Origin of the sequence: Paenibacillus sp. FSL P4-0176 (genome assembly GCF_037975265.1) — a bacterium.
Lineage (GTDB): Bacteria > Bacillota > Bacilli > Paenibacillales > Paenibacillaceae > Paenibacillus > Paenibacillus amylolyticus.
In genome coordinates this window covers 6,756,297-6,776,959 of record NZ_CP150242.1, presented here as the reverse complement: position 1 = coordinate 6,776,959, position 20,663 = coordinate 6,756,297, and the positions used below count along the sequence as shown (strand labels likewise).

General features: G+C 46.5%; 18 protein-coding genes. 4 read left to right on the top strand and 14 right to left on the bottom strand.

Features of this window, described 5'->3' with window-relative positions:
• Positions 1–353: 353 nt before the first annotated feature.
• The 6 genes from MKY95_RS30955 to MKY95_RS30930 form a co-directional block, all read right to left on the bottom strand.
• On the bottom strand, positions 354–854 hold the full coding sequence (locus tag MKY95_RS30955) for a hypothetical protein (RefSeq protein WP_036667859.1): 501 nt from the start codon (positions 852–854) through the stop codon (positions 354–356).
• 252 nt (positions 855–1,106) lie between these two features.
• Positions 1,107–2,003: an Abi family protein gene (locus MKY95_RS30950; protein ID WP_339195961.1), complete on the bottom strand. Its 897-nt coding sequence runs from the start codon at positions 2,001–2,003 to the stop codon at positions 1,107–1,109.
• Between the two features lie 172 nt (positions 2,004–2,175).
• Positions 2,176–3,177 carry a cation diffusion facilitator family transporter gene (locus tag MKY95_RS30945; protein WP_101313527.1) on the bottom strand — a complete coding sequence of 334 codons (1,002 nt, stop codon included), beginning with the start codon at positions 3,175–3,177 and terminating at the stop codon, positions 2,176–2,178.
• Positions 3,178–3,321: 144 nt separating this feature from the next.
• Complete coding sequence (locus MKY95_RS30940; RefSeq protein WP_339195958.1) at positions 3,322–3,918, bottom strand: SMI1/KNR4 family protein; 597 nt, start codon at positions 3,916–3,918, stop codon at positions 3,322–3,324.
• Between the two features lie 324 nt (positions 3,919–4,242).
• Complete coding sequence (locus MKY95_RS30935) at positions 4,243–5,013, bottom strand: class III extradiol ring-cleavage dioxygenase (protein WP_339195956.1); 771 nt, start codon at positions 5,011–5,013, stop codon at positions 4,243–4,245.
• The gene (locus MKY95_RS30930; RefSeq protein WP_339195954.1) at positions 5,013–5,687 is read right to left on the bottom strand and encodes an alpha/beta hydrolase-fold protein; all 675 of its coding nucleotides are present in this window, start codon (positions 5,685–5,687) and stop codon (positions 5,013–5,015) included. The genes MKY95_RS30935 and MKY95_RS30930 overlap by 1 nt, the downstream gene beginning before the upstream one ends.
• Before the next feature lie 228 nt (positions 5,688–5,915).
• On the opposite strand from MKY95_RS30930, the gene MKY95_RS30925 reads away from it, so the two are divergent.
• Positions 5,916–6,281: a glyoxalase superfamily protein gene (locus MKY95_RS30925; protein ID WP_339195952.1), complete on the top strand. Its 366-nt coding sequence runs from the start codon at positions 5,916–5,918 to the stop codon at positions 6,279–6,281.
• Positions 6,282–6,344: 63 nt separating this feature from the next.
• Entirely contained in the window at positions 6,345–6,884 is a 540-nt protein-coding gene (locus MKY95_RS30920) for an XRE family transcriptional regulator (protein ID WP_339195950.1), read from the top strand.
• A 292-nt stretch (positions 6,885–7,176) separates the two neighbouring features.
• On the opposite strand, the gene MKY95_RS30915 is transcribed toward MKY95_RS30920, so the two are convergent.
• From MKY95_RS30915 to MKY95_RS30895, 5 genes are all read right to left on the bottom strand, one after another.
• On the bottom strand, positions 7,177–7,896 hold the full coding sequence (locus MKY95_RS30915) for a 3-ketoacyl-ACP reductase (protein WP_036612827.1): 720 nt from the start codon (positions 7,894–7,896) through the stop codon (positions 7,177–7,179).
• A 78-nt stretch (positions 7,897–7,974) separates the two neighbouring features.
• The gene (locus MKY95_RS30910; RefSeq protein WP_036667854.1) at positions 7,975–8,874 is read right to left on the bottom strand and encodes a DUF4097 family beta strand repeat-containing protein; all 900 of its coding nucleotides are present in this window, start codon (positions 8,872–8,874) and stop codon (positions 7,975–7,977) included.
• On the bottom strand, positions 8,871–9,464 hold the full coding sequence (locus MKY95_RS30905; RefSeq protein WP_253503882.1) for a DUF1700 domain-containing protein: 594 nt from the start codon (positions 9,462–9,464) through the stop codon (positions 8,871–8,873). The genes MKY95_RS30910 and MKY95_RS30905 overlap by 4 nt, the downstream gene beginning before the upstream one ends.
• A complete protein-coding gene (locus MKY95_RS30900; protein ID WP_036612821.1) occupies positions 9,457–9,786 on the bottom strand; it encodes a PadR family transcriptional regulator in 330 nt (109 codons plus the stop codon). The genes MKY95_RS30905 and MKY95_RS30900 overlap by 8 nt, the downstream gene beginning before the upstream one ends.
• A gap of 295 nt (positions 9,787–10,081) precedes the next feature.
• Positions 10,082–11,626, bottom strand: coding sequence for an FAD-dependent oxidoreductase (locus tag MKY95_RS30895; RefSeq protein WP_339195946.1), 1,545 nt, complete (start codon positions 11,624–11,626; stop codon positions 10,082–10,084).
• 369 nt (positions 11,627–11,995) lie between these two features.
• Between MKY95_RS30895 and MKY95_RS30890 the strand changes: the two genes are divergently transcribed.
• Positions 11,996–14,818, top strand: coding sequence for a glycoside hydrolase family 3 C-terminal domain-containing protein (locus MKY95_RS30890; RefSeq protein ID WP_339195944.1), 2,823 nt, complete (start codon positions 11,996–11,998; stop codon positions 14,816–14,818).
• Between the two features lie 151 nt (positions 14,819–14,969).
• Here the strand turns inward: MKY95_RS30890 and MKY95_RS30885 are convergent, their stop codons facing one another.
• The 3 genes from MKY95_RS30885 to MKY95_RS30875 all read right to left on the bottom strand — a co-directional run bounded on the left by MKY95_RS30885 (position 14,970) and on the right by MKY95_RS30875 (position 18,492).
• Positions 14,970–15,809, bottom strand: coding sequence for a methyl-accepting chemotaxis protein (locus tag MKY95_RS30885; RefSeq protein ID WP_036612816.1), 840 nt, complete (start codon positions 15,807–15,809; stop codon positions 14,970–14,972).
• A 215-nt stretch (positions 15,810–16,024) separates the two neighbouring features.
• Positions 16,025–16,534, bottom strand: coding sequence for an anaerobic ribonucleoside-triphosphate reductase activating protein (gene nrdG, locus MKY95_RS30880; RefSeq protein ID WP_339195941.1), 510 nt, complete (start codon positions 16,532–16,534; stop codon positions 16,025–16,027).
• Positions 16,531–18,492, bottom strand: coding sequence for an anaerobic ribonucleoside triphosphate reductase (locus MKY95_RS30875; protein ID WP_339195939.1), 1,962 nt, complete (start codon positions 18,490–18,492; stop codon positions 16,531–16,533). Before MKY95_RS30875 ends, nrdG begins: the two co-directional genes overlap by 4 nt.
• Positions 18,493–18,972: 480 nt before the next feature.
• Between MKY95_RS30875 and MKY95_RS30870 the strand changes: the two genes are divergently transcribed.
• Positions 18,973–20,610 carry a histidine kinase dimerization/phospho-acceptor domain-containing protein gene (locus MKY95_RS30870; protein WP_339195937.1) on the top strand — a complete coding sequence of 546 codons (1,638 nt, stop codon included), beginning with the start codon at positions 18,973–18,975 and terminating at the stop codon, positions 20,608–20,610.
• Positions 20,611–20,663: the final 53 nt, after the last annotated feature.

The window sequence follows — 20,663 nt, the reverse complement described above, 5'->3', positions numbered from 1 at the left end:
ATTCACCGTAGCTTATTAAGTAGAGTCAATAGCGTGTGAACAGTTCGTTAGATTCTGAAAAAAAACAAAAAGGGTTGCTGCTCGTCATTTCATTTGAATGACAAGCAGCAACCCTTTTTTATTACTTACTTCAGAGCAATAGCGCTTGAAGTGCCATATAAGATGAACATTTAAGATCAAACGTTAACGGAGGGGACAGAACAAACGAAGGAAGCGAAGCGGTCGCCTTTATCAACGGATTTTCCCATTGCTAGATGGGATTCAAAAAAATCCGGGGATAACAGCGATCCGAAGTTGTGCTGTCACCGCAGTGACTCAGTTAATCGCACCCCATTCATCTTATATAATTGCCACTACATGCGTTTTTTGCGACCCACCATGATCCACGCCCCACCCATAATCAGCACAATCGCCACGAACGGTTGGATAAAGCTCAAGCTGCTCAGCATCGTGCCAATCGACATCACAGCGAAGAACAGCAGTGATATAACTGTTAGAATGTTGATGGGGATCAGCAACCATTTGTTCCGACCACCGAACCAATACAATTCGAACAAACCAACAGCAACAGCCAGAATGAAGCCCGGCCACATTGTACTCCAGTTGTTGAACAGCATGGCGATCTGACAGACGATACCAACCGTGAGCAACAAGCCACCAGGAACCAGTAGTCCAACACCTCTGCCAATCATGGAGAAGTAGAGCCAGTGGAAGAACAGTCCTAGTGGAATCACGAATAACGTGGGCCAGAAAGTCGCAAAGATCGTACCCGGACCGAGAGAACCTCCCTGGTTCAGAATCAGGTACACGCCCAGCAAAATGAGAACAGGCGCAAGGATCGTACGTTTAGCCATAATATCTCTCCTTCTCAATACAAAATCAATTTTCCGAACGGTTGTATGTAGAGCAATTACTTTCGTTATTCACAGCATACCATGAACTGGAAAAGTATATCCTCCGCCTTTGGAGTTAAAATGAACCTAGACCAAAGTCTAGGTTCGAAAGATGCTCAGCCGCTTTTTCATGCAAACAATCCGTGCCAAACGGTGGTGAACAAGTTACACAGAAAAATGTGATTTAGGCTTGCATGTTGCAAGAGAGAATTATCATTGCTTTCGTAGCAGATGCTCCCAGTTTGTAGGGAATCCCAAAAGGGATATATCAACTATAGTGTAAGCTTCGATTAATGAAGATAGCTCAGTCACCCAACTATCCCAGATTGTTCTATCCTTTATCAGGTACTTCGCATTGTAGATAGCTCCAAAAAGAAAGGCTTTGTCTAAGCCTAATAATTCATCATTTCGTGTGTATCTTATGGTAACAGGAATTCTATAATTAAAAAGTCTGCTGTAGTGAGCACATCTATTCCTAAAAACAGTTAAGACGTGGAACCAGTTCTCAAGTTCCCTATAACTTATGTTTCGAGAAGGGTAGTATTCTCGATCAATAGATTTTTTGTCAGACGTTTTTAAATTTTTATAGAGTGAGGACATCATAGAAATTGTACTGACTTCAAAGGCTGCCCAGATAGGATATCTATCTTGGTAATTCTCTCTATGATGAGCAATAAGCACTTCTTTGTGCTGTTTTTGAATGCATTTTTGCAAATCCTCCATAAAGCGTTGGTGAAATTGAATTTTAGAAAAATTAGCGGCATTCGTATATCCAAGAGCACCGTACTTGTGGGCGAGCTTGTATGAAATTTGTGATCTTAAGGCAATCTCGATGTACTCGACAATCTTCATAAAGTGATTTCTAAGGGCTGCATCAAACAAATAATGCTTATAGACTTTGTTGAAAGTCGTTCCTTCAATGTAGTTATCCGAAGTATCCTGTTTAAAAGTTAAGGCATATGCAGTAAACCTGTAATAATGAATGCGTTTCAGGATTGTAATCGCTTCTACTTCATTTTCAATTGTCATTTTTCGGTTTCTAAACTTTTCGAGCTGTTCTTCATATGTAGTAGGCGCTTTCATTTCACGTAGCTGAATCTCATCTGGCAAGGAAAATACCCCCATAACGCAAAAATGTCTCGCCCTGTTCCACATGCATAAGCAGAGGTGCGGGCGAGATCTGTTACTAACAATATACGATTCGTTGACTGTTTAGTCAACAGTTAAACTTAAATTGAGCAACTACTGAATGGTAAAGCTGAGTCATCCAAAACGAAGCTTGTTATTTCACCACATCCGAATGTTTCTTGCCCCAGCTGTTCACACCGTCATCCTCAATAATGGAGATGGCAGCGTCGGCGATGTCGGGGTTTGTCATCAGTTTCTCCTGAATACGGAACTTGATGTCATCCGCATCGGCAAGACTGAGTCCTTTGGTCAACTCAATCAGACCTTCGACATGATAATAACGGCCTTCCTGAATGATACGCATCATCTGAATGTCAGCAACGTGTGTGTCTGCGAGAATAGTCTGGGACACTTTGTCCTCAATATCCTGCGGAGCCGCAACACCGATCAATCCGATCATATTATCGTAACCGACACGGAAGGCTACAGCGATCATCAGACATCCAATAATCGTTGTCACAATGCCATCGAGCAATGCAAAGTTGGTCAAGGCAATCACCACGACGGAAATCAGCGCAAGCAGGGCACCGAGTACTGCTACAACATCTTCGTAGAATACGAGACGGGTTGGTGGCGCAGCACGGCCTACATTTTTAATGGCAGCAGGGACCAAGGCAAATCCGGCGGCTTTGGGTGCGCGTGCTTCTTTGAGGATTTCCTTCATGGCTTTGATCAGAATGGCACCGTCGATCAGAATGTTCAGAACAAGCACTCCGATGTTAATCCAGAGACCGCCGGTATGACCAACAGGATGCTGCAAAAGATGGATGCCTTCATGGATCGTTTCATACGCCATAATGGTAACAACAATAACGGCGATCATACAGAAAATGTTAATGACCCGTCCGAATCCGGTCGGGAAGCGGCGTGTAGGTTTTTTCTCGGACAACACACTTCCGACAAAGACAAACCCTTGGTTAATGGCATCAGCGAGTGAATGCATCGCCGAAGCGAACATGGCACCACTGCCACTGAATAGGAAGGCTCCCCCTTTGCATACAGCAAGAACAGCATTACCTGCCATCGCTACGGCGGAGGATGTGTTTCCTTTTTTGATGAGAGACATAAAGCTCTCAGACTTCGGTTGTTCAGCCACTTCGTATGTTCCTCCCAGATCAATGTATTAGGTGTAGAAAAGGCAGTCTTATCTATACAGCATGTGCATTTCCACTAAATGTTATTATAACCGCTTTGACATATCCCAGCATTATGCAAAAAAGGTCATATCATCATGCGCATTTCAGTACTCAATGGCTTCCAAGGCACGTAAATTGCGGTTGGATTGTTCCAATAGTTCCGTAAACGTCCCAGCGACATAATATACAAAATCCGGGTCATGCACGTACATAATAATCTGTCCAACCGTTCCTTGCTCTGTCGGATCAAAGTCGAACATCAGATACAGCGAACCACCTCCAAGCATGCCAAACGTGATCCATTTCTTTTGAAAAAGGTAGGGTTTGATTCGGGGATCAAGCTCACGGATCTCTTCTTCGGTAAAATAATCATCCATGCGGTTCTCCACCAGCGTGGACTGCTCCTTTTGAATTTTTTCCAGGGATAACAGGTAAAATGGCTCGGATTCCCGTCCTTCCTCAAGGCTTGGGTACAAGACGTGAAAGCCATAACCACTCCCATTTTTACGTTTATAAAACGCACGAAAATCAGTAGGTAATCGAATACCTTGTTCCTGCTCGAATGCGTCGAGCTGCTCATCCGTCACGCCTTCAAACTCGCGATATGCCTCCAAGAGCTCCCGGTTTTCCTCATCCTGTACCTTCTCCTCCAGCAACATATCCAGTTCTTCCATCAATTCATATATACGCTGTTCTGGCATCCAATTCCCTCCGTATGAGCTATTCAGATAATATGGTGAGTGATATGCGAGCAAACTGTGCCTAATTTCACCTCATATTATAGTTATAATCCGGAAAAGCACACAAGAAACCGGAGACCTTGCTTATGTAATACAATGGTCTCATTATTTATAGGCGGTTGTTGCATATCAGCACACCTGTCTCCATTCCAATCGATTACGTACAACCATCATGAAAGTCACTCCTAACAACAAATAAGCGTGGGTTACAGGGGTAATCCCTGTAACCCACGCTACATTTTTTATCTACTATATAAGTGAAACTAACCTTTTATATAGTCCTCTTTAATCAAACTTCCAACAGGACAAGCTCAGGTTGCCATACTGATAGGCTTTAAACAGGAGCGATGCACGTTTGTTCTGATCTCCCGCACCCATGGCGAGTAACAGCGGTACAAAATGCTCCGGCGTAGGCACGGCGGCTTGAGCTGAAGGTGCCAGTTTATCATAGGAGAAGAGAGACTCCGTATCCCAGCTCACCAGCTTGTCATGCAGCCAGTTGTCGAACTCTGATGCCCACGGGTCAACGCCGTTACTTTCCCAGTTCAATCGACGTAGATTGTGGACGGTTCCTCCGCTACCAATGACAAGAATGTCTTGCTCACGCAAGGAAGCGAGCGCTTGTCCGACCTGATATTGCTGCTCACCTGTCAGATAGCGATTCACGGACAAGGCAATTACAGGAATATCCGCATCTGGGTAGAGCAGGCGTAGAACGACCCAAGCGCCGTGATCCAGTCCACGAACGTCATCGGTCTGTACCGGAATCCCGGCTTCTGTGAATAAACGTTCTACCTCGGCTGTGGTCTCTGCCTGTCCTTGAGCCGGGTACTTGATCTGATACAGATCGGGCTGGAAACCGCCGAAATCGTAGATGGTCTCGTAGTTGGCTACCGAGGATACAAGCTGAGTTGTGGATTCCCAGTGAGCAGAGAACAACACAATTGCTTTGGGTTTCGGCAGTTCCTGTCCAAGTTTTTGCAAAAATTCGGTGTACGCATTCTCCTCCAGTGCCAGTGATGGGGCACCGTGAGCAATAAAAAGAGATGGCATCATTATGAATTCAGTCCTTTCGGGTCTTCGGTAGTCAGATTTGCATCCGTCCGAAGCCAGTGTTGGAATTGTTGATATAGATCGGGGGTCACCTGGTGTCCACCGTTGTAAGGTACATATGTGACGTGATTGGTGTGTTGACGGAAGAAATTGGCGTTATCTTCGCCCAGTTGCAGCGGGAATAGATGATCCTGATCTCCATGCGAGATGAACACAGACAGCTCCGAATCGGGGTGCAGCATGTACTCGTCTTTCACAAATTGCGGGATGTACCCACTCATCGCTACAATGCCTTTAATCGCATCTCCCATCACCAGCGATAAAGTCATCGCCATAATTGCGCCCTGGCTGAATCCGGCGATATAACGCCGCTTGGGATCAATAGCATATTTGGCGGACAGCTCAACAATCAATTGTTGTAGTCCCTGAACGGAGGCATCATACAATTCACGGATAGGGTTGCCAATGCTTTTGATCTGAAAATAAGCATAACCACTACCCTGAACGATAGGCCCACGGATGGCAACAATAATAAAATCAGACTGCATAGGCTCCATTAAACGAAGCATATCTTGCTCATCTGATCCCATGCCATGTAAGGCGAAAATTACGGGATAACGTTGATCTGGATTGTAATGAGACGGTAATCGGACTTCATGTATATAAGGAGAATTCATTGAAACCACCACCTGAAGAGGAATGAGTTAAATATATCGTTCTGACAATAAAGTTCACCAATATGAAATAAATATTCTTATTTATGAACAAAATTTATCATGGTTTCATTGTAGGGTCAATACTTTTTTTGTATGATGAATATATGTTGTTTATAAGAAACCTTGAATGGATTTAAAAGAAGTGTCGTTGCGGATGGTTCATATTTTATTCCCGAGGACGTGATCAGGATGTTAAAGAGTATCGTGCCTATTTTGAGAATATTTGATGAAAATAAAGCTAGAGAGTTTTACCTTGAATACCTGGGTTTCCAATTGGATTGGGAACATCGATTTGAGCAAGAAATGCCCTTATATATGCAGGTTTCGCTCGATTCCATCGTGATTCATCTCTCCGAACATCATGGAGATTGTACACCTGGAGCTGCCTTGCGCGTGGAAACAGATAACTTGGATACATTCCATGGTGCACTTCGTCAGAAAGAGTACAAAAATGCGAGACCCGGTATAGAGGAGACCCCTTGGCAATCAAGAGAAATGACCGTGACAGATCCGTTTGGTAATCGGATTATATTTGTTGAGACAAGCGCCGAATAGATAACCTGAAGAAGAGAAGCGGACGTCTAGTGTTTGAAAATCAATAGAAGGGAGGGACGCGATATGGATATTGGCTTGGCTATTCGTACGATCCGCAAACAGAAACAGATTACGATCATGCAGATGTGCGAGGGAACGGGGTTGTCCAAAGGTTTTATCAGCAACGTGGAAAACAACAAAACGTCACCTTCCATTGCTACGCTTGAAAGTATTGCAGATTATCTGGAAGTGCCACTTCCCTATTTGCTGCTGACACCGGAGCAACGGATGAATGTGGTACGTAAGAACGAGCGCAAGGAAACAACGGCCGGAAGCGGACAGATCAAAGTGCAGCATCTTACAGCCAAAGGTGCGATGCGTATGTCCATTGTAGAGTTGCCGCCAGGTGCATCGACCGGGGTGAGCAAACACGCGGGAGAAGAGAGTCATCTTTTATTGCAAGGCATGATTCGTGCGCAACAAGGTGAAGATGTGGAAGTTCTTGAAGTGGGGGATTCGTTTACCTGGAATGCAATCGTGCCCCATGAAGTGACCAATATCGGTGAGGAACCTGCGGTGGTGCTCATTGCGGTGTCCAAAGAATTGGGTCTGGATCATCTGTAAAATACAAAAAGGACGGCTCCCAAGTCATGAACATGCGAACCTGCATACATGTACAATGGGAAACGTCCTTTTATATTTCTAACGAACTGAGCGAACCCTATTAGATGATTCTAAGCAGATCTCGAGATGTAACGAATCTCAGGCGCTTTATTTCACTGCTGTGTGTGTAATTTGGCTACACTCCACAGAATTCTGGCGAGATAACCTCACAGTGATTCGTTACGTTTCTCATTTCCTGCAAAAGAGTACAATAAGGTGCGAGAGATTCCTTAGAAAGGTCAGAAGCACCTGTCTATTGTGGATTAGTCGTCCAGATGCCTGCTGTTTTAACGAAGACACGGTCGGACAGCTTGAGCGTTGCGAGTGCAAGTTCTGCTACATCTTCCGCTTGCATCATGCGATCTTCGTCGCCAATTTTCAGTCCGGCATTGGTCGCAAGCTCCGTATTAACGGTGCTTGGAGTCAGTGCCGTTACACGAATGTTGGACTTGCGCACTTCCTGCATCAGAGATTCGGTCATGCCAAGCAATGCAAACTTGGACGCGCAGTATGCCGAACCTGTAGCGAATCCGCGCTCACCTGCAGTGGAAGCAATATTGATAATGCTGCCGCTACTTTCCTTGATCATGCTCGGAAGGACAGCGCGTGTAACGTAATATGTACCCATAACGTTAACATGCAGGATGCGCTCCCACTCTTCCGGCTCCATCTCCATGAACGTTCCGAACTTTCCGATCCCCGCATTATTGATAAGGATATCCACCGCACCGAGTTCCATCTCGATGGCTGCTACAGCGGCTTCGGCCTGCGTGCGATCCGAGATATCTGCTACTGCACTGGTTACTTTCACACCGTATTCTTGACTCAGTGACTGTTGCAGAGCCTGAAGATCGGAAGCGGTACGTGCAATAAGGCCGAGGTGCACTCCTTCTTTGGCAAGAGCTTCAGCGATCGCACGGCCGATACCTTTTCCGGCACCTGTGATGATCGCTGTTTTATTTTTAAGTTCCATGTGGGTAATTCCTCCTTAGAAATGGACTAGCATTCAATTATACTATTATTACCCACAGTTCGGAAATTGGCTTCATCACTATCTGGTAATCTCGATGCTACCAGAAGAAGTACGGGCCTTGATCACTTCGCGGCTCACCATTGGCGATTCAGGTACATCGACACTTCCGGAAGTAGCCTTAGCATCATAGATTCCGTCAAAATCAGGTGCAGCTTGAATGAAAATATCTCCAGATGTTCCGGATGCATTGATTGGCGCAGCATGGGACTGTTCAATATGAATGCTACCCGAGGTGAATTTAACATCGGCCGCACCATTCAATTCAGTGATCTCAATATCTCCTGATTTAATCTCACTGTTGACTTGACCGACTATCTGATCAGCAGTGAAGCTTCCGGATGTCTGTTTCACGGTCATGTCTCCATCAATCATGGAAGCGTTAATGTCACCAGAAGTTAGAACCAATTCAATATTGGGCGCCTTAATATTTTCCAGACGTATGGAACCTGAGGTATTGTTCAGCTCAAGCTGATTGGCATTCAGACCTGTCAGATCCCAGTCACTTGAAGAGGAGTCCAGCTTAACCTCATTTAATTGGTGTCCTTCAGGCAGAGCAACCGTTATTGTGGAGTCTTGATCATTCCAGTACAAGGTGAAAAATTGCAATCGTTCACGTGCTGTCTGAGACAGTTGGAATGTGCCTTTGGATAAAGTGGCTTGTTCGAAGCTTTTGACTACGGTAGGGTCCCATTTACCATCCACTTCGATATAACCATTCGAATCGGGGCTTATGACAAATTCAATATCTGCACTGAAATTAGCATTCATGATAATGTTCTGCAATTCATCTGCTTTGAAATCCCATCGTTTGGAATAATGCTCCCGTTCATCCCCGAACTGAACGCCATAGATGGATGTCCCGAGCAAACCTATTCCGATACATATCACGGCAAGCGCAAGCCATTTTTTGGTACTCATGCGGAAACATCTCCTTTCATCATATTTTTATTCCATTGAATGTATTGAAGAGTAGTGTTTTTGAAGGCTCTAAAAACATACTTCGATGCGATGGCAAACAAAATGCCGACACCGAAAGCGCCAATCGCAACGAAAATTTCCGGTTTATCGAGTTGGCCCAGGAATACAAAGTCCACAACTGCTGCCACAGGAGCCAATACCAGTAAGGACAGGCTGGCGAGCGTAAGCCATACTGACCATAGCGTGAGACCAAGAGGAATGCCAAGAATCAGATTCAGGAATAACAGGCCGATGGCTGTGAAAAATTTGCGAGTGGCTCTGGTGTTGTTTCTGGGTGACCGCATCTCGCGATACGTAGGTGCATAGAACGCATCTGAACCCGGCGTATGCATGTCATAACGATCACCGAGTGCTTCCTTGGCGATTTCTTCCGGCTGTCCGAGTTCCCGAGCGATCTCTTCTTCCAGCTTGCCTTCTCGTAGTCCAAGCTCGAAATGTTGATCATAGTCGGCGAGCAACTCAGCCCGTTCGAATGGGTCCATCGGCCGTAGATGAATTTCCATGGCTTTCATAAATTGTTGTCTATTCATTGGGGATTCCTTCCTCAATCAGATTTGCGACATTGCGCACAAATTCATTCCATTCTGTCGTCAGTGCCGTCATGTAGTCGCGACCTGTATCGGATAGTCGGTAATACTTGCGCGGCGGGCCTTCAGTTGATTCTTGAAGATAGGTGGTGCAGTAACCGTCATTCACAAGCCGGCGAAGCAAGGGATACAGTGCACCTTCAGCAACTTCGATATGTTTGGAGACCGCCTGAGCCAGTTCGTAGCCATACCGATCCTGGCGGTTAATTAATACCAGGACGCACAGCTCTAATACTCCTTTTTTGAACTGGATGTTCACATTCACACAGGTTCCTCCTTAGTAGCTTCATTTATCGCTATTGTATATTGTTCAGTAGTGGTGAATTCATCATAGCATCCAGTACTGTTTAATGCAAGGTAGTGACTTTAAAATAGTTCCGTATCACGATTGATCGATAATAAGTTCGTTTAATACTGATGATCAGCTGAAGCTGTCTGTTTAGCTATAATTCAGCATACGCAAAAACCGGATCGGTTACTTCCGTCTGGAGGCGGATTCCGATCCGGTCTGTGAGATGAACTTTTGTTTCTTTGGTTACAGGTTAATCGCTAAATGTCGGTTATTCTTGTGCATCTAGGACTTTAAGGTCTTCCACAGCAGGGCCCTCAATGACATGGCCTGCATAATCAAAGCGGGAACCATGGCATGGGCAATCCCACGAACGTTCGCCCTCGTTCCATTCGACTTCGCAACCCAGATGGGTGCAGGTGGTATCCACCAGAAACAGCTTGCCACTGGTGTCCTTGTAGACGCCAGCACGTTTGCCATTATGACGAACGACGGCTCCTTCGTCTTCACCAATATCGCTAACCTTTTTGTGCACAATGCCTACTTTACCGGAGATTAATTCCTTGGCTACATTCACATTTTCCACAATAAAGTGTTTCATACCAGGATCGGCCTTGAATCTTGCCGGATCGAATATGGCAGCATGAGGGTTGTCACGTCCAGTGATGCGATCCGCAAGAAGGTGTCCTGCCATCGTGCCAGTTGTCATTCCCCATTTGGCAAACCCGGTCGCCACATAGACTCGTTCATGTCTTCCGGTAATCGGTCCGATGTAAGGCACCTTGTCAATGGAGATCAGATCCTGGGCTGACCAGCGAAAAGGAATGTTGCGAATGCCAAATGTCTCCGCTGCGAACTGCTCTAGGCGTTCATAATGACCAAAGGTACAGATGCCTTGTCCAGTTTTATGATTTTCACCGCCAAAGAGGATAAGTTCCTTACCATCATGTAAGACGGTACGCAAGGAGCGGTACGGTGTATCGTCCGAGATGTACATGCCACCCGCATAGGCTTTCTCCGGTTCGACTAATACAGCGTAGGATCGTTCGGCGTGTAATCGTGTGAAATAAAATCCGGGATCATAGACGGGAAAATGAGAAGCCACGACAATATGTTCCGCTGTTACGGATGGGCCATCTCCATAGGTTCTGACATGCAGGGAAGCATCCTCCTCCACATCGGTTACGGTGGTATGCTCATAGATACGAACCCCTTGTTTCACAGCGGAATCGAGCAAGTAGTGCAGGTAGGCCAACGGATCAAAGCGTGCCTGACCCGGCATGCGAATACCTGCCCTTGCGGGAACTGGAATAGGGAGTGGATCTACCCACTCACCAGGGATATTGAGTTTGCCATAGGCGGTTAGCTCGATCTCCAGTTTTTTGATGTTTTCCTCCGATTGAATGTAGACGTAGGCATCTTCCTCTGCCCACTGGCAATCAATCCGTTTTTCCTTCACCAGATTGCGCATCCAATTAGCGGCATCGGCATTGCCTTCATAGTACATCCGAGCCTGTTCTTGTCCGAAGTGATGCATAATTTCATCAAATATGACGCCGTGCTGTGCAGATACCTTGGCAGTGGTATGACCGGTTGTGCCATCCAATACTTTTCCAGCTTCCAGCACGACTACACGCATACCCGTCTGCGCGAGCAGATAGGCTGTAGTAATGCCGGCAATACCGGCACCAATAATCGCTACATCAGCGGTGATATCTTCTGTCAGTTTCGGATAGCTATCGAATTCATGCGTAGCACGCCACAGTGATTCGGGGACCGGGGGCAGACCCGTCTTGGGCTGCTGATTGTCGTTCATTTGTCTTCCTCCTTAATCATCTTCATTCGGTTGATGCGATTGTCGTTCAGCGCACATCGTTGTACTCTTATTCATGATTGCCAGACTATGCCAGGAAAAAACGGTGTTGTTCAGATTTTGCAGAAGGGATGTTCACAATTTCCTGCGCAGAACCTCTGTTTTTTTTGTTAAACATGCTATATGATAAGATTACCGAAATCGTTTTAGGTTTTGAAAAGGAGATTAAGTTTTATACCTGTAAACGTTGATTATAAAAGGATTAATTGATCTATCGGAAGAAAGATTTCATCCGAATTAACCCCTATCTTCTTATAATATATGTATTCGCTATCATTTTAATTAACTACCGATAACCAAAGGAGATTCTATATGACGACCAACCAAACGAAATATCCGTTTCAAGATACAGCACTAGAGTTAGACACCCGGGTGAAGGACCTTGTATCCCGCTTGACGGAAGATGAAAAAATTGAATCCATGCTGCAATATCAACCGGCAGTAGACCGCCTGGGTGTGCCTGCATACAAACACGGCACAGAAGCGGCCCACGGCTTGGCCTGGCTTGGAGAAGCAACATCTTTCCCACAACCGGTGGGGCTTGCGTGCACATGGGATGCGGACCTGATGAAGGAGATTGGCTCCGTACTCGGAGACGAGGCGCGTGTATTTTATAAACGAAATCCGGCAGTGAACGGTCTTACGCTGTGGGCACCTACAGTGGATATGGAACGTGACCCGCGTTGGGGACGGAATGAAGAGGCGTATGGTGAAGATCCGGAACTGACAGCCGAGCTGACAACAGCATTGGTGAAAGGAATTCAGGGCGACCATCCGAAGTATTACAAAGCGGTTGCTACTTTGAAGCATTTTCTTGCGAATAATAACGAAGTTGATCGTGGAAGCGGTTCGTCCAGCATTGATCCACGTAACATGCGTGAGTATTATCTGAAGGCGTTTGAGAAGCCATTTAAGGAAGGCGGCGCACAGTCCATGATGACGGCGTACAACTCCATTAATGGTACGCCAGCGTTGTTGCATCCTTTTGTGAACGAGATTGTCAAAGGTGAATGGGGCATGGATGGTTTCATTGTCAGTGATGCAGGTGACGTAATGGGCATCATGAATGATCATAAATACTATGATTCCCACACACCAGGTACCGTAGAATCTGTGAAGGCAGGAATTGATAGCATCACCGATGATGCTGAGCTGTCCAAACAGGCACTGCGTGAAGGATTGGCACAAGGCACACTCACGATGGATGACATCGACAAAGCGTTGTTTAATACGTTCCGTGTGCGTTTCCGTCTGGGCGAGTTCGATCCGGAAGAGGGCAACCCGTACGCTGCTATTGGTGAAGAGTCCATGATGACGGAGAAAGCAAAAGAACTGTCGCTCAGAGCCGCAAGAGAACAAGTGGTATTGCTCAAAAACGACAAAGGCACGCTCCCGCTGGACAAAACAAAAGCTGGTAAAGTGGCTGTGATTGGTCAATTGGGCGGAACGGTCTATCGTGACTGGTATGCAGGCACCATGCCGTATAACGTATCCCCGCTTGAGGCGATCCGTGGCAAAGTAGGCAACGATAAAGTATCGTTTAAGGATGGTAATGACCGTATTACGTTAACTTCCGTAGCCAGTGGGAAGAAAATTGGACTGGCAGAAGGTGAAAAATCACCTGTGATTGCTTCGGGAGAAGCGGAGACGTTTATGGTGTCCGACTGGGGCTTCGGAAGTTATACCTTGCAGGCCGAAAGCAACGGCAAATATCTGACCACAGATGAAGAGACCGTAACGGCTTCCGCAGATGAAGTGTACGGCTGGTTTGTGAAGGAAGTATTCCACCTGTTGCCACAACAGGACGGAAGTGTAGGTCTGACCACTTGGAATGGCAAAACGGTGACTGCACCTAATGGTGGAAACGATGCATTTGAAGTGTCCGAAGAACTGAAAACCTTCGGTGCTACAGAGACGTTCAAGCAGGATGTGGTTGTGAATGGACTGAAGGAAGCGGTAGCAGCGGCTAAGGCTGCGGAAACGGCGATTGTCTTTGTTGGTAATAATCCGCTTGTAAACGGGAAAGAAGAGATTGACCGTCCAAGTCTGGATCTCGCCGAATCCCAGCAACGTCTGGTTGAGGCGGTCTATGCCGCGAACCCGAATACGGTTGTGGTCATCGTGGGCAGTTATCCATTCACATCGAATTGGGTCCAGGATAACATCCCTTCGGTATTGTATACTTCACACGCAGGACAGGAACTGGGTAACGCAGTAGCAGACGTACTCTATGGCGACTATGCGCCAGCAGGCCGTTTGAACATGACATGGGTACAATCAGCAGATCAACTGACCGACATCAAGGATTACGATATCATTCAATCCGGTCGTACGTATCAATATTTTGAAGGCAATGTATTGTATCCGTTTGGACATGGTCTGACGTATGCAACATTTAAATACAGCAATTTGAAACTTAGCCCAGCTCAAGTGGGTACAGAGGGCAACGTTACGGTAACTGTAGATGTAACCAATACCGGTTCAATTGCCAGCGACGAGGTTGTACAGTTGTACGTTCGTGCAGGCAAATCCCGGGTGAAACGTCCACTCAAAACGTTAAAAGGATTCCGTCGTCTTCATATCGAAGCGGGAGCTACAGCGAAGGTCAGCTTTACTTTGCCTGTTCAGGAACTGGCAATCTGGGATGTAACTCGTGATCGGTATGTCGTGGAAAGTGGAACTTACTCTATTATGGTTGCCAAGTCATCCTCCGATGTTCAGCTGGTTGCAGACCTGACGGTAGAAGGAGAGACGATCCCTGCCCGTAATCTGGGTGTGGCTACTCGTGCCGAGAATTATGATGCTTACCTGGGTGTTGATCTGGATGAGAGCAAAGAGGGCGGAAGTGCTGTCCGTGTAGTTGGTGAGCAAGGATGGATTGCCTTTAAGGATGCCGATCTGGGTAGTGGGGCAGCAGCAATTGAAGCTCGTGTATCCGCGGAAAAAGCAGGCGCTGTGTTGGAAGTTCGACTCGGTTCACCAGACGGTACGCTCGCAGGACGTGTGGAACTGGCACAAGGTGAAGCCCAGCAGTGGTCTACCGTGAAGGCGGAACTCACAGGTGCATCAGGTGCGCAGGATGTATACATTGTGTTGTCTGCGGGTGTGCGCATCAGTCACTTTGAGATTCGTTAAGTCAAATAGCTCATGAAAAAGCCTCCGAACTTATTCGGAGGCTTAGTTTGTTGTTTAATGACCATTTTGCATAAATCCCCTGAGCGGTAGGATTCGAATTATGCAAATTTCTATGATATAAACCGCGCTTTATTGTCCATTGCACGTATTTTTATTTACCGTCAAACGTAATCATTTTTTGCACAAATTGCTTCAATTGTTTGTTGGTTTCATTCAGTTGCTCAATTGTGCTCATGAAATTGTTTACGAGTTCAGCCTGCTCTTGGGAGCTTGCAGTGATCTCACCAAGTTCATTCTCCATGCCTTGAATGGATTGCCGAACCGAGAGAAGAGAATCTTCAATACGGGCCGTTGCTTCTTTGGTATCGACAGACAGTTTGCGAATTTCTTTGGCAACAACGCCAAAACCTGCACCAGCTTCCCCTACACGAGCAGCTTCAATGGCAGCATTCAAGCCGAGCAGATTGGTTTGCTCGGAGATTTCACGAATGAAACTGGCGACTTGAGTGACATTGCCTGATTTCTGTACGGCTTGTTTGGAATTGTTCCGGATCTCTTCGGTTGTGGCACTGAGTTCCTCGGAGTGTGCAGCTACATGCTGTACACTGTCAATTAACTGGTTGGTCAGATTTTCGGTAGCATCCATGAGCTGTTGCAGCTGATCCTGGTCATCCATACTGTAGAGCAGGTTAAACAGGGCGATGACTTCACCTTTCTCATTTTTAATGGGGATAAAAGCCACGTCAAAAGGAACACCGAATAAATCTTTAGGGTAGTGGTCGAATCGTTTGACTGTACCGCCGTTGAGATCAGCAAAATTTCGATTTCCATCCAATAGAGGGTCGCCGGGTTGATAATTCAGTTGTTTTAACGATTCCCCTGCTGAGAAATATAGGAATTTCTCATGATCAATCACGGAGAGGGTTACATCCTGACGAATCGTATCTCGAAAGAAAGGCATACATGTAATTAATGCTTGAACAATATCCATATAAAAGATGATTCCTCCCTGGTTACCTTATGTAAACGGTTAAATTTTAAATGCTAACTTAATAACTACCTATATTATATATCGTCATGCAGTAGAGAAGAAAATAGAGAGAATGGATAAAACCTATTTCTTAAAGAAGACCGCTATACGCCAACAAGACACGAGTCCGCTTTGGACCCGTGCCTTGTTAGTTGGTGAGGGGAATAAAACCAATGTTACAGCATACTGAGCTGCATTGTAACGATGGTTCGAGTGGCTAGTGTTGCACGGACATCAATCAAACGCTGATTCCGGCTGCCGCGGAAGGGAAGGGAAACATCACGCTCCGCTTCAACGTATCGACCGTCAATAATCACATCGCACAACCGGGCAAGCTCCGCTCTTGCAGGGTCGGTAATCAGTTCTTCAAATTCGAATCCCGTGTAGGCCCATACCGTCAGATCAGGACGTGCAGCGCGGAGGTGCTGGACCCAAGACGTACATTCTGCTGCCGAGAAAAAGGGATCACCACCACACAACGTAACGCCATCCAGTAACGGATGGGTCGTCACTTCATGCAGAATCTGCTGCTGCCGCTCCTCTGTAAAGGGCTCACCCGCTCGAAAGCTCCATGAATCCGGACTGAAGCAGCCCGGACAGGCGTGAAGACATCCGCTGATGAACAACACGGCACGCAGGCCGGTCCCTTCATTTACCGATTCCGGGATGTAACCATATAGATTCACCGGTGTTTCACCCGATCCCGCACTTCGGCCTGCTTTGCAGCATTGAAGCGTACTTTGTAATCTCCGGTCAGATAGCCAGTTACGCGACGTAACCGCTGGAAGTGTACATGGTTCTCGTGGGCTCCACAGTTTGGGCATACATCCCCAATGACGCCTTCATAACCACATGCAGGGCAGCGATCAATTGGATGATTAATGGAGAAATAACCGATATCCTGCGCCAGTGCATACTGTACAATTCGCAGGAAAGCTGCGGTGTTGGCCCGAACGTTTCCGTCAAGCTCCACATAGGAGATCGCACCCGCGTTACATAAAGTGTGGAATGGGGCCTCCAGTTCAATCTTCCGATATGCTGGAAGCGTGTGGTAGACCGGGATATGGAATGAATTCGTATAATACTCCCGATCATTCACTCCGGGAATAATGCCATAACGCTCTCTGTCGATCTTCGTGAATTTGCCGGACAACCCTTCAGCAGGTGTGGCAAACAGTGTGATATTCAAGTTATGCTGCTCGCTCATCCGGTCACAGAACTCTCTCATGGTCCGAATAATGTTGAGCGCTTCGCGATGTACATGAGGGTCCTGCCCATGATGGCGCCCATAGAGAGCTGTCATACATTCCGCGAGACCGATAAAACCAAGAGATAATGTTCCATGCTTTAACAGCTCGGCAACCGGCTCGTTCGGGCCAAGCTGTTCTCCACCTTCCCATACACCCTCCCGCATCATGAAGTCCGATGCCTTGGCAGGCTGCAATGTCTGAATTCGGTAGCGGTGTAACAGGCCGGAAGCGGCATTATGCATAACTGACTCCAAAGCAGTATAGAATCCGGCTCGGTCAGCGACAGCTCTTGCACCTTGGCAGATGCCAAACCGGATGCCGAGCTTCACGAGGTTAATGGTGTTGAAGGACAGATTACCTTTACCACTTTGACGATTGCGACCAAACCGGTCAGCCAGTGTACGTGTGCGGCATCCCATGGTTGCGATGATCGTATCCGGATCTTCCGGATGATAGAAAGGCAGATTGAAAGAGGCATCCACATTGACAAAGTTAGGATACATCCGCCGGGATGAACAGCTGACTGCGAGCCGGAACAGATCATAGTTCGGCTCTCCTTGAGCCTGATTGATCCCCTGTTTACATTGGAAAATATGTTGAGGGAACACGGGAGTCTCCCCGTTGCCCAGACCACGAATGGTTGCTTCCAGCAACGAGCGTGATACCAACCGTCCTTCCGCAGAAGTACATAATCCATAGTTCAGTGAAGTAAATGGAATCTGACCACCCGCCCGGCTGCTCATCGTATTCAGGTTATGAATCAGTGATTCAGCAGCTTGTCCTGTCTCCAATTCAGTCTCTTCATAGGCGAAGGCATATGCCCGCGGACATTGATTCTTCGCTTCGATGCTATCCAGATGAAGCTGTTCATCCCCGATCAGAACATTTTCACCAAAGAGCCGTTGCCCTTTGCGGTAGTGTTTGCGGAACGATCGCTGTACATAAGGGGCCAGATCCCAGTCAATTTTATTGGCCGATACACCGCCATATTGACTGTTCTGCTGGGATTGGAAGATGATCGCAACCAGAGCCATGGCAGACATGATCGTCTGAGGTGTGCGAACCGATCCGTTACCTGTGTTGAAACCCGCAGCAAGGAGACGGTCAAACGGGATAAAGATACAGTTGGTCGTTCCAAGTGCATACTGATCCAGATCGTGTACATACAGATCCCCATTCTCCACAGCTTGGGCAAGCTCTTCCGGCAATACATGACGCAGAGCATGCCACTTGGCGGTCTCCGAACCGAGCCTGCTCATCTTACCACTGAAGGAATCCCCGTTCAGATTCGCATTTTCCCTCAGCGTATCGGCGTCTTCTGCGCCAATAATTCGTCTTCCCAGGTCGGATAATAGATCGGATGCCGGTGGGGTGGCATACTCAAGCATGTTCATGTAAGGTTCCTCCTAAAATGATTTTGGTTATCATTTAATTCACGTTAAATACTATATGTAGATTCGTCTTATCCATTTATAAACTATATGTGGTTTTTTGGGTGTGATAATGATCACACAGCTTACTGAACAAAGTGGACTTTCCTTTAATTGCTGCGGATAAAGGTTCCCAAAGTCTGAGCGGAAGCGTATAATTTCTAGTTATTCTGCAAGTATAATATCCGAAGTCGGACAAGATGGACTTTAATCAAGCTGAAAAGGCGAGTTGCAATGAATTCGCGGTCGTTAAACCATCCGTTTAAGACCTGCTTTTGTCCACAAATGGCAATAGGCAGGGAGTATGATTCTCTTATACTTCTACGGTGTTAATCATATAAGTATAGATTGTGACAGCTATTCGGATTTTTGATGACCCCTGTACGTGATTAAACATTCTGAAATACAGATTTGAAAGTGCAGCTAAGATAAGAGGGGTGAATCATGGGGACGGCAGAAGGCATTACAAGAGGCTTCTATGAAGATATAAAGGAAGCTGCGGCCCATATCGTAGACGTATTAAGCGGTATATTGAAGGTCAATACCATCTTTGTTGCCACGAATGACGGGGTGACCAATGTCATTTTGGAGGCCTTTAATCGTACGGAAGAGTTAGTTGTTAAAGGCAGTGCACTTCCATTTACGGATTCATATTGCAGCCTGGTATTAAGAGACAACGGTAACGTGCTTACGATCCCGGATACATGTGAACATCCGATGACACGATCCATGGGCGTTACGAGCGGACTTGGCAATCGCTTCTTCGTGGGCGTGCCTATTATGAGAAGATCGGGCGAAACATTTGGCACCATCTGTCTGATGGATGATCCTGGTTATGTGATCAGCGAAACCGATATGAAGACACTGAAGGCGATGGCTGTATTCCTGGGTTATGTTGTTGATCTGGAAAGCACGTTGCATGTTCAGGAGCAGAAATTGAGTGATTCGGAACAAATGCAAGAACAGCTCCAGGCAGAGAAAGAACGTGCCGAATCTGAGGCTATGACCAAAACACAGATGTTGAAGCTAATGAGTCACGAGATTCGCAATCCTTTGAACGGTATTTTGGGACTGACAGATCTGATGCGCACACCGGATATGCCTGAGGAGCAGTCCGAATATGTGAACATGATTGAGACAAGCGGCAATATTCTGCTTTCCTTGCTGAATAATATGATGAATTTCAACACTAATGAAGCAGGTAAAACGGTTATACATGATGATCCGTTTGATCTGGTAGGCACCATTGAGAATACCGTGTATCTCTATGCCGGGATTGCGACGGGCAAGAACATTGAGCTGGGATTAAATCTTGAACTGAATGTATCTCAAGTGTTCGTTGGTGATGAAGTCAAGATTGGACAGTTGCTTGCACACGTCATTCAATATGCTCTCGATTCAACGCGTGAAGGTTCCGTTCTGATCACAGCAGTGGTGAACGGAGAAGAATTGGAGGAGACCGGTACACTTCAGCTCAAGGTGAAGTACACGGGTCAGATGTTATCGGACAAGAAGACACCAACCTTTAACAGCCAAGATGAAAAATTGAATATCCAAAAACTGATTGGAAGCAATCTGGGTTTAGCTGTAAGCCAGAATCTTGCCATTCTCATGCATGGCCGTATTCAGGTGAGCAGTGTGAAGGAAAATGAGACGGAATTCAACATTTCACTTCCGTTACGCAGATACTGGGAGTTACCTCAGCTCGCAAGTGTTCAGCAGCGGTTAAAAGGGAAAAAGGTGTTACTTGCCAAGGACCCTGACATTTTGCAAGGTGTCTCTTCCCTGATGCGTAGGTGGGAGATGGATGTACACATGACCTCAGGTTTGACATTAGCGCATGATTGGATCAAGGAAGGATTCATGCCGGATGTAGCCGTTGTGGATATGGGATTAATGGAAGGCGGCGCGGTTGATTTTGTACATGAACTGAAACAGCGACTGGAGAATCTGCCCGTCATTGTTCTTGTTCCTTATGGTATGCACATTGAATTGCATGAAGCAGAAGCCTTTGATGCTGTTCTGACCAAGCCGGTCAGACAGGCTGATCTGTTGAATGCATTGAGCATTACTTTGCCTTAGATCATGATCATAGATCTTTATTCGGCGCACCTTATAGGTGCGCTTTTTTTCGT